Genomic DNA, 12,323 nt, shown 5'->3' on the forward strand with positions numbered 1-12,323 from the left:
AAGTCCTTTCTCAGCGCGAGGCCACCAGCGGCCACAAATCGTCGGCACCACGGGCGGCGACCCGTTTGCCGAGCTCGACGGCCCAGTAGCTTTCCGAACCGAAATCATCGCGCCAGGACAGCGCGCGCAACGAGTAGCGGTGCAGGATATGCTCGATGGTGAAGCCGATCGCGCCATGCACCTGGTGGGCGATGGCGCCGCCCTTTTCGGCCGCCTCGCTGCAGCGGATCTTTGCAGCCACCGTTTCCAGGAACACGGCGTCGTCGTCAAACGAGCTGTCGTCGTTGATGGTGTCCGCGGCCGAGGTCGCGGCGGCGAGTGCAGCGGCCGACTCGCCGGCAAGGCGGGCGAGGTTGTGCTGCACGGCCTGGAATTTCGAGATCTTCTTCTCGAACGCCACGCGCTCGTTGGAATAGCGCACGCTGATATCGAGCATGGACTCCAGCGCGCCTGCGATCTGCAGGCTGCGTACCACGCCCCCCATCAGCATCAGCGCGGTCTGGTCGAAGCCTTTGGGCGCCGGCTTGATGGTGACAGGCGAGACCTTGTCGAAGGTCACGACGTCGCTGTTGTCATTGGCGAGGTTCAGCCCCGCCTCGATCCGCAACTTGGACGCATCGACCAGCGCGATCGACCAGCCATTGGCGCCGCTCGCGAGCACCGCGACATGTTTTGCCGCCTTCGCGAACGGCACGCCGCGCGCGCGGCCGGAGAGCGTGCCGTCGGCATTCAGCGTGATGCGGTCCTTGGGGCTCGCGGGTGCGACCGTCATCTCGCCATCGGGCGAGGTAATCTTGGCCTGCGCCAAAAGCCAGCCGGCCAGCATGGTTTCGGCAAGCGGCACCGCAATCGCAAAGCGGCCGGCGGCACCGAGCACACCAAAGCCGTCGGCGAGCGAGGCGCCCGCGCCACCGCAGTCTTCGGATACCCAGGACAGCGGCAAGCCGGCTTCCGTCAGCGCCTGCCACAGCGGCGCTTTCCAGCCTCCGGTCTTGTCGCTGGTGACCGCTTGCACGTCGGCGAGGTCGGCAAAGATCTTCTCCGCGGTCTCGACGACGATGTTTTCACTCTCCGCCACAGCGTTCCTCGCATGTAAGATATTGGCACGTGCCGGCCCAGCGGGCCTTGCCGCGTGCAATCCGTTCTTGCACCGGATGATGAGGAAAAGCCATGGTCCTGACAAGCGCTCTCCGCAGGGGCGCCTGCGGTGCCGGCATATGAGGCGGTCACGCGCGGCGCTTGCGAAAATTGTTATTCCGCGCAATGGAGTTTGGGCGATTGCGTGAGGCTTGCCGCGCGTTATGGTAGACCGGCGCGGCCGCTAGCGCTGCTTCAACGACAACACGAGGAAACGATGTCGAAGGATGGTTTGTACGCGATCGTGACGGGTTCGGCGTCGGGGCTTGGGGCCGCGACCGCGGGCCTTCTGGCCCAAGGCGGCGGGCGCATCGTGATCAATTATTCCAGCAGCAAGGCGGACGCCGAGGCGACTGCCGAAGCCTGCCGCAAGGCCGGCGCGGCCGAGGTCGTGGTGGTGCAGGGCGATGTCTCGCGTGATGCGGACTGCAAGAAGATCGTCGCGGCGGCCGCACCCTGGGGCCGGCTGGATGTGCTCATCAACAATGCCGGCACCACCAAGCACGTGCCGCATCACGATCTCGACGGGCTCTCGGCGGAAGACTTCCAGCGCATCTACGCCGTCAACACGATCGGGCCCTATCAGATGATCCGCGCGGCCCGCGCGTTGCTCGAGGCGGGATCGAAGGCCTCGGGCCGCGCCTCTGCCGTGGTGAACATCTCGTCGGTCGCCGGCATCAGCGGCGGTGGTTCCTCGGTCGCGTATGCCGCGAGCAAGGGCGCGCTCAATGCCATGACGCTGTCGCTGGCGCGCGCGCTCGCGCCCGCAATCCGCGTCAACACCGTCTGCCCCGGCTATATCGATACGCCCTGGTTCACCAAGGGCCGCGGTGAAGCCGGCGCCAAGCAGGTGCGCGATGCCGTGGTGGCGCGGGTGCCGCTGAAGGTCGCCTCCAGCGCCGAGGACATCGCGCAGCTCGTCTGCTTCCTGGCGAGCCCGCCGTCGAGCAACATGACCGGCGAATGCGTCCGCATGGATGCGGGCATGCATTTGATTTTGTGACGCGCTGTCATTGCGAGGAACGAAGCGACTAAGCCATCCAGGGCCTCACGTGGGGCCCTGGATTGCTTCGCTTCGCTCGCAATGACGAGGAGACGGCGTTGCTCCGGCTAGAGCATTTCCGGTTCTGATTGAATCAGAACCAGAGCTCTAGATTCTTGTTTTGACGCGTTTTCTTCACGCGAACCGGTCCCCACTTCGCTCGAAAACACTCTAGCGATTAAAATCCTTGATCACGCCGCTCGCCACCAGGCGGTTCCAGATGAACAGCACCACCAGCGCGCCGATGGTTGCGGTGATGAAGCCCGCGCCCTGTTCGGGACCGTAATGGCCGATGGTCTGGCCGATCCAGGTCGCCAGGAACGCGCCGACGATGCCGAGCACGGTGGTCAGGATGAAGCCGGACGGATTGTTCGGCCCCGGCGACAGGAAGCGGGCGATGAGGCCCGCGATGAAGCCGACGATGATGATCCAGATAATGCCGCTCATGATTGCCGTTCTCCCCTGAACCACAGAACGCGCGTCTGTCTGGCGATCAGATGCGCCCGGATAATTCGTCCTCCGTCGGTAGCCGTCCATCCGGCGTCAGGTGGTCGACCACCTGCGGCAGGTATTGGCTCAGGCCATTCAAGAGTTCATCGCGCGAGAGGCCGCTCTGCGAGGAGAGCAGACCGATCTGGTCGGCGCCGAGCGCACTGGAGAGGTCGCCGGGAGAGATCTGCTGGTTCTGTCCACTGCCGACCCATGAATTGGCCTTCTCGGCATGGCCGGAATCCTGCAGCTGCTTGAGCAGGTCGGACAGGCCGCCCGACAGCACCGTGCCGGCCGCGGCGCCGCCAAGCAGGCCGCCCAGCGGCCCCTTGAGCACATCACCAAGGCCACCGCCCCCGCCGCCAAGAGCGCTGCCAAGTGCGCCACCAAGGCTGCCGCCGCTCTGTGCTGACGCTGGCGTCTGTGGGGGTCCAGACGATGGCACCGAGGCTGTGCTCGGCGCCGGCGAACCGGCAGTGAAATGTTTGAAGGCCTTCCAGGCAAGAAGCCCGAGGATCGCCATGGACATTGGCGACATGCCGCCGGAGCTTTGCGCGCTCGGAGTGGAGGGTCCGCGCGGACCATTCTGCATGCCGTTGAGGACGTCGAGTAAACCCATTGTTCGCTCCTACCGCCTGCTGCCCCGCTGGCCAAAAACATACCGTTGGCCGATGACGGTTACAAGGCGGCCTTGAAACCGCTCTGATGGTGGCGACGATGAACGAGAGCGCGAAGGGGGCTATCCGGGATGCAGATGGATCGACGAGCCAAATTCTTGATTGCGGTGCTGGCGGCGCTGCTCGGCGTGCCGGCGCTGGCTGCGCCGCCGACCGTCACGCCGTCACCCGGCTATGACGCCCGGCTGCAGGAGAGCCGCAAGGCAACGGCAACGACATCGGACCCGTCCCTGGCGCCGGCGAATGCTCCGTTGGCGCCGCGGCATGATGCCAGGCGAAAGCGCGCTCAGCGTACTCATTGATGTCGAACAGGGGGCGATGTCGAACAGGGGGCGTCACGGCGTTTCGCGCCGAAACCGCGTCAGCTCTTCTTGCCCTTGCCGTCCTTGGCGGCGTCCTTGGCGCCATCCTTGGCCTGGCTGCCCCCGAAGAGCTTCTTCAGGTCATTGATGGTATCCGACAGGCGCGGCCAGTCGCAGGAGAATGAGTGCTGCTGCTGCCGCGGACAGCGCGGCCGGCCGTCGATCTGCTTGCTCGGACGGGCCTGCGGGATCGGCACCCGCTCGGCTTCGGTTCGCAGCGAAGCCGACTGCAGCGGCTGCGGCTGCTCCTGCTGCAACTCGTCCTGCTGCTGCCTGGCCGAGAGCGCGGCCTCAACGCTGTTGCGCCGCTGCTTCTCCAGATAGAGCGTATATTGCTGGTCGATATATCTCTGCTCTTCCGGCGTCGGATTGGGACCGGCGATGTCGAAGCTGCGGTCCTGCATGAAGTCATAGTAAGTGTAGCCGCCACCCGACTTGCGACGGCCAGCGAACTTGGCGTTGCAATCGGCGAGCCCAGCTGTCTTGTCTTCCTTGGTCGCGGCCTTGGCCGCCGCGTCCGCGCATTCTTCGAAATCGACAGGCGCGCGCTTCCACCACGCTGCAGGCGCGCGAGACGGCTGCAGCAATGCCACCACGGCCAATGCTGCCACAATCAGCGCAGCACGACGCATTCCAGTCACCGACGAATTTCCCCAGATCCACCCCGGACACAATTGGGTTTCCGATTGTCGCCATTTTGTGGCGATGAGTTCCGCGATGATGGAACCAATAGGGCGCCCCGATGACAGCACGATGTCGAGGGTCGCTAAGTCGATCTAGACTTTGACGTTTTTCCGCCCGCGTTGTGGAGCAACAATTTTCCCCGCAATTTTTGCGATATTTTTTCTTTCGACCAATGCAGCGGCCCGCAACAGAGCCAGACGGAAACACTCCGCGCGACGCAGGGTTCCCGTCGTGCTTGATGGAACCCGCGCTCAGGCGCGCAGGCGCGCAGGATTGGTATTGGCGGCAATCGCGGCCCGCCGGTCGACGATTGCATTATGGAACTGGTCGAGCACGAGGCTGTAGGCGAGCAGGTCGCCCTCCTCGATCGCACCGTCGTCATAGCAAGTGAGCGTCTCGCGCAGAATCTCGTCGGCCTCACGTTGCAGCGTGTCGAGGTCCTCCGTGGTCTCGATCTGCCGCAACAGGGAGATTGCTAGCAGCAGCTTTTCGCGGTGGGCGGTGTTCAGTCTGCGCTCGTCGCGCTTGATGTAGTGGCGCAACCACGCAGTCACCGAACCGAACACCGAGAGCAGCAGCACCACGCCCCAGATGTAGTCGCTGTATTTCTCCATGAAGGTGCGTTCGGTGCCATCGATATAGGCCGCCGCCCCGGGATGCGCGGGCAGCGCCGCATCTTTGTCGGTGTTGGGCTTCTCAATCTTGGCGGCGCCGGGAATCTCGCGGATCAACGCGGGGCGCGCGGCGAAGATCTGCCGGGTCAACGTGCCGACCGTGGTTTCAGACAGGCTGTTGGGGGCGATGATGAGATGGCTGACGCTGACGGTCTCGACCTTGTCGTCGGGACGGGCCGGCGAGGTCGAGAAGGCGCTTTCGGGAATTTCTTCCGATTCATAGGCGGGGTGACGCGAGGCGATCGCCTCCGACACCTCGATCGGCAAGAAGCTCGGCTCGCCGCGCAGTTTTGCCGTGGTCGCGATCGCCTCCGCCGTGAGCTTGCTGTCGACCGGAGCGACCGTCATGAACGCGTCGAGGTTGGCGTCGCGCAGCATGTCGCCGATCTGCCCGACATTGAACTGCGCGATGCCGACCTTGTCGGGGCTCACGCCCGCCTCGGCGAGGAGGACACGCAACAGCTTGATGTTCACATTCGTGCGGCCGACCGCGCCGACGCGCTTTCCAGCGAGGTCGGCGATGGTCTTGGTGCTGGTCTTGCCGCTCTTGCCCGGTCCTTTCGGTCGTGGGGCAGCCCACAGCACCACGACATTCTTGCGCAGCACGGCGATCGATGTCGTGCCCTCGGGCATTTCCTCGTCAGCGCGCGCCACCGCAAGGTCGGCCTTGTCGCCGGCCAGTGCGGCGATGCTGTCGACCGGACCTGCGGTCGGGACCAGCGCCAGCCGAACGCTCGAACCCTCGCGGGAAAAAATCTCCGACATCGCCTGAATGACGCTGTGGTCCTCGCTGCCGACCGGGCCCACGGCAATCCGCAAGGTGGTTGGCCGCAGAATGAGAAAAGCGGCACCGGCGGCGGCCGCGAAAAATGCCAACATCGCCGCCAGGATCAGGAACGGTGAGCCCTTCCGCCGCCGCCCGCGCTGCGGCAGATCCCGCATCCCGTTCAGGAGGTCGGACAAGGACTCCGTCGTAGACATGCTGCCGCCGATCCCTTGGGGCCAAAGCCCGGTTGCAGCATAGCACGTCCCCGGGGAGATGCGACGAAGGGTTGCGCAGCAGGGAACTCGCCCCCCCACAGCCAGCGCCGGGCTTTCGCCCGTCGAGACGGCCGCTGTTCGCGGCCTCTCAAGGTGAGGGTGATGGCGCGGAGCCTGCGGCGCGCGCGAGCGGCGTCGCCCCCGCCTTCGCCATCATCATCTCCGTCACCGCTGCCAAAATCCGCTCGACGGCCGCGTGACGATAGGCCCAGTGTGGTTCGGGGCCGGGCTTGGCGATCACCATGGTGGCGTTGGCTTCGAACGGCAGGAGATTGCCGTTGCTGTCGAGGCCGAAATCGACCCCTGCATAGTCGAGGCCGAGCGTATCCCTGATTCCAGCGAGCGCGTGCATGGCCTTCGCGCCTATCACGGACGGCATGTCCGTAAGAAAGCGCGCTTCCTCTTGCCGGTGATCTTCCTTGTCGGCCATGTCGGAGGTGAAGTAGTGCACCTTCCAGTGCGCGGATATCGCCAGATGCAACGGATAGAGCCGACCGCCGATCATCATCACCCGGTATTTCCGCGCCTTGCCGTCCGGACCGCGCGCATCGAGATATTCGATCGCGAACAATGCCTCGCCCGGAAGGCCGGCAGCGGCCGCAGCGAGCTCCCCGCGCTCCTGCACCAGAACGAAGTTGCGGCCGGTGTGGTAGCCGGGCGAGCGCAACAGCAGCGGAAAGGTGAGGCCGCATCCGGCGAGCAGGTCCGCGCCGCCAGGGCCAGCGAGAAGGCTTCGGTCGACAACGATGGTGCGCGCTGTCCTGACATCAGGCACGGTGCGCAATTGCTCCGAATTGGCGAGCCGCCCGGTCTTCATCACCGCATGCGGATCGTTGATGACGGGCACCTCGGCCGCCGCAGTGAGATGGCAGGCCGCAAGCAGCGCGTCCTCGCAGAGGTCGGCGTCCCCGATCGCGTTGAAGATAAGGTCATGCGGTGGCGGCGCCTCCGACGCCTCAAGGTGGTCCGCGACGACGACCGTGGTTTGAAAGCGCGTATCGTCCAGAAACAACGCGGTCGGGATGTTGCCGCCGCCGGATGACACGAGCTGAACCAGCCTCACCGGCGCAGCGCTGCCGCGATAGGGCAGGGTCGATATGGCGCGGCCACGAAAGCCCTTGCGAAAATGCTCGCGCGCGGCGTCCCGCTCGCCGAGATCCGCAAGCACCGCGCCCAATCCCTGATGCGCCGGCGCGTGGTCGGGATCGATCTCGAGCACCGCCTCATAGTGTCGCCGCGCCTCCTTATACTTGCTGGCGCGCAACAGGAGATTGGCGAAGTTGACATGCCCGACCGGATTTTGCGGGTGATGCAGGATGGCTTCGGCATAGACTCGGCAGGCGGCGTCGATCGCGCCCATCTCGGTGAGCAGGGTGCCGAACTCATTCAGCGCGCTGAAATGGGTCGGGGCCTTCTGCAGGATGGCGATGAAGGCGAGCTTTGCCTCCTCGCGTCGGTCCAGTGCCGCAAGCAGGACGGCGCGTTCGACTGCCGCTGCGATCGCCGTCTCGCCGCCGGCATCCTGCTTCAGCAAGGCTTCGAGTCGGTTCAACCTGGCGAGCTGCGCCAGGCGCGGCGCCCAATCGTCCCGATGCCGGACCGTCGCCGGCGAAGCGGACTCGTTCAGCTTCGCGCCCATGGCTGCATTCGCTTTCGATCCCTCATGGGAACGGACTACACCAGGATTGACCGATTCGCGCCGTCGCGCGATGGCAAGTCATAAATTCTTAACCTTGCGCGCGAGGCTCGGCGGCAGCCCCCAAAACGAATTGTTTACCATGCCGAGGGCATGGTTAACGCATTCCCACCATGAGAGTCATTCCGTGACTAGCCAAGCGTCAGCCGCCACTTCTCTCCCTGCCGCCGAGCACGCCGCGTCCAACGTGGCGCGGCAGCTTCTGATCGGACAACAATATTTTGCCGAAGGTCGCATCGGCCCGGCGATCGCCGCTTACCAAAGCGGGCTTGATTCGGCCGCGATGGCAGGCGTCAGCCTGATCGCTGGTGACATCCTCGCCGAGCTGCATGCCAAGCTCGGCAATGCCTACATGGTGGGCCGGCGGTTCGGCGCGGCGACCGAAGCCTACAAAAGCGCCCTGCGGCTGAAGCCGACCTTGACCGCATGCTGGTGCAATCTCGGCAATGCACAGCTGGAGCTGGGCCAGCCCCAGGCCGCCATCACCCTCTATGTCGAGGCGCTGAAGCTCGATCCGGCGCACTGGCCCTCGCTCACCAACCTGGTGCACGCGCTGATGGCGGCACGGCAATTCGAGATGGCCAAGGGGTTGCTTGCGGACCTGATCGCGGCCCGGCCGCGGGACGGCAAACTGCATCACCAGCTCGGCAGGGTCTCGTTCGAGCTGAACGACATGGAAGCCGCGCTGTCGCATTTCCAGGTCGCGCTCGACATCAATCCGCGGGATGCCGAGAGCCTGTACTGGACCGGCGCCATCAGGCAGAAGATGGACGACAATCACGCGGCGCAGGCCGCTTATGCGGCGGCTGCGCGAATTCAGCCGCTGATCCGGCGCGCTGCCGCCAAGGCGCCGGCGGATTTCCGCGTGCTCGCGCTCTATGCGCCGTTTGCCGGCAACACGCCGGCCGAATATCTCTTCTCCAATGCGGCGCACGATACCGATACGCTGTCCTTGCTCGAGGACAGCGAGATCGATGTCGCCGCGCTCGGCGAGGTCCAGCTGGTCGTGAACCTGATTTCGGACGCCGATCAGGGCGGCGCCGTGCTGCCGCTAGCGGCGCGCCTTGTAGAAACACTCGGCAAGCCCGTGATCAATGATCCTGTCAGGATCCAGCGCACGACGCGCGATGCGGTGACGGATCTGCTGCCGGGCATTCCCGGCTGCCGTATTCCGAGTATCCTTCGACTTGCCGCACAGGCCGACGTCTCGGCCGCGGCGCTGGCGAAGATGCTGCCGTTCCCGTTTCCCGTGCTGGCCCGCCCGGCGGGCACCCACGGCGGCGACGATTTCGAGAAGATCGCCACTCTCGAGGAGCTCGCAAGCTTCCTCTCCACGCGGCCGGACAGCGACCACTATGTAATCGAATACATCGACTACGCCTCCGCCGACGGACATTTCCGCAAATACCGCTTCATCTTCGCAGGCCCGGACGTGCTGCCCTATCATCTGGCGATCGGGGAGGACTGGAAGCTGCACCACGACAATACCGACATGGCGAGCCACGCCTGGATGCAGCAGGAGGAGGCGGCTTTTCTGAGAGAGCCCGGCGCCGTGTTCTCGACCGCCAACTACTGCACGCTGGCCGAGATCCGCGAGCGCATCGGGCTCGATTATTTCGGCATCGATTGCGGTCTCGACCGCGACGGCAACATCGTCGTCTTCGAGGTCAACGCCTCGATGCTGGTGCACAACGACAACCCGGATTTCCCGTACAAGTCTCCCGCCGTCCACGCCATCAAGCAGGCGTTCGACAAGATGCTGCGCGAGCGTGCGGGATGCTGATTCAGGCTTAGCTTTGGTTGTCCGCAACCCGGACCCGTCAACCTGAGGTGCGAGCCTTGCGGCACGATTGCGCCGCCGGGCGGAGGCCTGCGCTGCACTACGGCGCCCTCAGGATGGGTGGACACCCCGCTGGCAGACGCTCACGGCAGATACAAATATTGCAGCAAGGTCCGCCCCACCGCCTGCAGACTATCGACCGAGCATTTGTCGATGGTGTCCTGGGTGGTGTTGAAATAGGGCTCGTATTCGAAATCGATCACCAGGAAGCTCGGAATGCCGGCGCCGTTGAGCGCGGTGTGATCGTCACTGATCGGATAGCTGGTCGATTTGGTCGAGAACGCCTTTGGCGCAATCGCCGCGCCTGCCGTCCAGAATTTCTTCACCTCGGGCAAAGCCAAGGCCAGCGATGAGGGCTCGGGCTGGAGCTCGAGGTCCTTGTCGCAGACCATGTCGAGCACCACGGCCTTCTCAGGCTTTTGGGCTGGATAATAATCGTGCAGATGATGGACGAAATAGGGGGAGCCGATTGCCATCCAGTTGGGATCGCCGGCCCCCAGCGCCTTCGGTCCTTCCTCGCCGTCGAAGAAGATCATGTCGATGCCGACCGCGGGCTTCGGCATGAGCGACAGCACGCGCGCTGTCTCGAGCAGCACGGCGACGCCGGATGCGGAGTTGTTGGCGCCCGGCATCGGTGCATCCGGACTCCTGGCGTCGCGGTAGGCACGCACGATGCTGTCGTAATGGGTCGCGACAATGACGCGGTGCGGATTTGAGGGCTGGAAGCGGGCGATGATGTTGGTCATCGCATGCGAAGCGCCGGCCGAGTCCTTGAAGGTCCAGCGCTGCGTGGTGACGACGTCGGCGCTGGTCTTGCCCATCTCGGCCTTGATGTAGTCGATGGCCTGCTCATGCCCGGGCGTGTCGATCGCACGCGGCGTGAAGCGCAACAGGTCGGCGATCCGGCCCATCGCGCGCTGGCCGTCCCATTGGTCGAGCGGCACCTCCGCCGCGCGCGAGCCAGGCGGATGCAGCGCGAGCGTGAGCGTGGCGGCGAGCGTTGCAAGGAGTTTCTGTCGCATCGTCGAAACCTGGGAACCTCACGAAGCCCGCTTGACGGGATTGAGGAGGAGCACACCGGCGCAGAGCGCGAGCACCAGAGCGAAGTAATAGGTGATGGCGCGCGAGCCGATGGTCGGGATCAGCATGAAGGTCGTGAGCAGAGTGCCGACGACGTTGCCGATGGTGGAGACGCCATAGACCAGGCCGGCCACGCGCCCGGCGTCATCAGCGGCGCGGGTGAGCAGGCTCACCGCGATCGGCGAGAAGGTGCCGAGCAGCGTCAGCGGCACCAGCAAAAGCGCCGTGGAGGCGGTCAATGTGGCCGAGGGGCCGTCGCCGAGCGAGTTCAGGATGGTCTCCATGATGGGATCGGCGGTCGCAGGTACCAGTGCGAGATAGGCTGCTGCGATCAGGATCGCCACCGCGATCACGCGCTGCGAGGGACGCCGCGTCACGATCGCCGAGCCCGCGAAATAACCGATGGCGAGCGCACAGAGCACGGTCGAGATCAGGCTCGCCCAGGTGCCGATGCTGCCGCCGAAATAGGGGAAGAGATAGCGGCTGCCCAGCATCTCGAAGCCCATCAGCACCCCGCCGACCACGAAGGCGCAGACATAGATCGAGACGGACAGACCGCGAGAGGGCGCCGTCACGGTATCTTCCTGTTGTGGTTCTCGATGCTCTTCAGCGCCTCGACCGGCGCGAAATCGTCGGTGAGGATTTTGGCATTGGCGTCGATCACCTTGCCGCTGGCGATATCGATGCGCCGCCGCTCGTTGAGCATGTCGGCGAGGCTGTAGCGCAGGGAATAGGCCCTGTCGCGGTCGTGTGCGATGCCTGCAAGATCCTCCGGCTTCCGCTCGGCTCCATCGTAGGCGACCGTGACGATATTGCCGTCGGCGCGGTAGAAGTCGAGCTGCGGGAACACCGCATTGATGGTCTTGACCGCGGAATCGAACAGCATGGTCGACGGCTCGACATTCTGTGCGACCACGCCGCCGTCGGCGAGATGGTCCTTGACGATCTGGTAGAATTCCTTGGTCAAGAGATGAAACGGCACGAACGGGCCGCGATAGGCGTCGATCAGGATGATGTCGTATTTGTCCTTGGACTCCGACAGGAACAGCCGTCCGTCGCGATTGACGACCTGGAAGTTCGGCTCGTCGCGAATGCCGAAATATTTCTTGGCCAGCCGCAGCACCTCGGGATCGAGCTCGACCGAGGTGACGGATACGTTGGGCAGGAAGCGGTGCAAGTACCAGGCGGTGCGCCCGCCGCCGAAGCCGATCTCCAGGATCGAATGCACGTCCTTGGCATACATCAGGCTCGCGGTCATGTAGCGCGTGTACTCGACCGGCAGATCCCGGTCGTCATGGGTGTTGTACATGCTCTCGGTGTAGATGCGCCGGTTATGACCGAAGGTCATGCTGATGTAGGGCGGCTGCTCGTACACATAAATGTTATTGTAGAGCGACTCCTTGGACTCCAGCAGGTTGCGGCTGTCCTGCGCCTGGGCCGCGGCGACCGGCAGGACGGCGCCCAATAGCATGCCGAAAACAAACGACCTCTTGATCATCGATGGTCCCTGAATTGGAAGATGGGCGTTGGCCCTTCGCGCGGGATGAAAATAAGGCGGCTCGCGTCCCGTCTGCGATGACATCGCGCCGCCGCCCGGTCAA

12 protein-coding genes are annotated in these 12,323 nt (G+C 64.5%); 3 read left to right on the forward strand and 9 right to left on the reverse strand.

From position 1 onward, the window contains the following. Positions 1 to 10 precede the first annotated feature (10 nt). Positions 11 to 1,078: an acyl-CoA dehydrogenase family protein gene (locus A3AI_RS0116535; protein WP_024516664.1), complete on the reverse strand. Its 1,068-nt coding sequence runs from the start codon at positions 1,076 to 1,078 to the stop codon at positions 11 to 13. Positions 1,079 to 1,354: 276 nt separating this feature from the next. Between A3AI_RS0116535 and A3AI_RS0116540 the strand changes: the two genes are divergently transcribed. Further along, positions 1,355 to 2,140: an SDR family NAD(P)-dependent oxidoreductase gene (locus A3AI_RS0116540; RefSeq protein WP_024516665.1), complete on the forward strand. Its 786-nt coding sequence runs from the start codon at positions 1,355 to 1,357 to the stop codon at positions 2,138 to 2,140. A gap of 210 nt (positions 2,141 to 2,350) precedes the next feature. Here the strand turns inward: A3AI_RS0116540 and A3AI_RS0116545 are convergent, their stop codons facing one another. Next, the gene (locus tag A3AI_RS0116545) at positions 2,351 to 2,626 is read right to left on the reverse strand and encodes a GlsB/YeaQ/YmgE family stress response membrane protein (RefSeq protein ID WP_024516666.1); all 276 of its coding nucleotides are present in this window, start codon (positions 2,624 to 2,626) and stop codon (positions 2,351 to 2,353) included. A gap of 46 nt (positions 2,627 to 2,672) precedes the next feature. Then, positions 2,673 to 3,287 carry a YidB family protein gene (locus tag A3AI_RS0116550; protein ID WP_024516667.1) on the reverse strand — a complete coding sequence of 205 codons (615 nt, stop codon included), beginning with the start codon at positions 3,285 to 3,287 and terminating at the stop codon, positions 2,673 to 2,675. 135 nt (positions 3,288 to 3,422) lie between these two features. On the opposite strand from A3AI_RS0116550, the gene A3AI_RS0116555 reads away from it, so the two are divergent. Then, entirely contained in the window at positions 3,423 to 3,647 is a 225-nt protein-coding gene (locus A3AI_RS0116555; RefSeq protein WP_024516668.1) for a hypothetical protein, read from the forward strand. Between the two features lie 59 nt (positions 3,648 to 3,706). Here the strand turns inward: A3AI_RS0116555 and A3AI_RS0116560 are convergent, their stop codons facing one another. The 3 genes from A3AI_RS0116560 to A3AI_RS45275 form a co-directional block, all read right to left on the reverse strand. After that, complete coding sequence (locus A3AI_RS0116560) at positions 3,707 to 4,339, reverse strand: hypothetical protein (protein WP_024516669.1); 633 nt, start codon at positions 4,337 to 4,339, stop codon at positions 3,707 to 3,709. 303 nt (positions 4,340 to 4,642) lie between these two features. Then, positions 4,643 to 6,046 carry a TAXI family TRAP transporter solute-binding subunit gene (locus A3AI_RS42815; protein ID WP_084800943.1) on the reverse strand — a complete coding sequence of 468 codons (1,404 nt, stop codon included), beginning with the start codon at positions 6,044 to 6,046 and terminating at the stop codon, positions 4,643 to 4,645. Positions 6,047 to 6,194: 148 nt separating this feature from the next. Further along, complete coding sequence (locus A3AI_RS45275; RefSeq protein ID WP_024516670.1) at positions 6,195 to 7,745, reverse strand: tetratricopeptide repeat protein; 1,551 nt, start codon at positions 7,743 to 7,745, stop codon at positions 6,195 to 6,197. 184 nt (positions 7,746 to 7,929) lie between these two features. On the opposite strand from A3AI_RS45275, the gene A3AI_RS0116575 reads away from it, so the two are divergent. Next, positions 7,930 to 9,585, forward strand: a complete 1,656-nt coding sequence (locus A3AI_RS0116575) for a tetratricopeptide repeat protein (RefSeq protein WP_198030124.1) — start codon at positions 7,930 to 7,932, stop codon at positions 9,583 to 9,585. A 140-nt stretch (positions 9,586 to 9,725) separates the two neighbouring features. On the opposite strand, the gene A3AI_RS0116580 is transcribed toward A3AI_RS0116575, so the two are convergent. The 3 genes from A3AI_RS0116580 to A3AI_RS0116590 are packed head-to-tail and all read right to left on the reverse strand — an operon-like array spanning position 9,726 to position 12,220. Then, positions 9,726 to 10,664, reverse strand: coding sequence for a M28 family peptidase (locus A3AI_RS0116580; protein ID WP_024516672.1), 939 nt, complete (start codon positions 10,662 to 10,664; stop codon positions 9,726 to 9,728). A gap of 18 nt (positions 10,665 to 10,682) precedes the next feature. After that, on the reverse strand, positions 10,683 to 11,297 hold the full coding sequence (locus tag A3AI_RS0116585; protein ID WP_024516673.1) for a fused MFS/spermidine synthase: 615 nt from the start codon (positions 11,295 to 11,297) through the stop codon (positions 10,683 to 10,685). Beyond that, on the reverse strand, positions 11,294 to 12,220 hold the full coding sequence (locus A3AI_RS0116590) for a spermidine synthase (RefSeq protein WP_024516674.1): 927 nt from the start codon (positions 12,218 to 12,220) through the stop codon (positions 11,294 to 11,296). Before A3AI_RS0116590 ends, A3AI_RS0116585 begins: the two co-directional genes overlap by 4 nt. Between the last annotated feature and the right edge of the window lie 103 nt (positions 12,221 to 12,323).

It is taken from the genome of Bradyrhizobium sp. Tv2a-2, assembly GCF_000472425.1.
Lineage (GTDB): Bacteria > Pseudomonadota > Alphaproteobacteria > Rhizobiales > Xanthobacteraceae > Bradyrhizobium.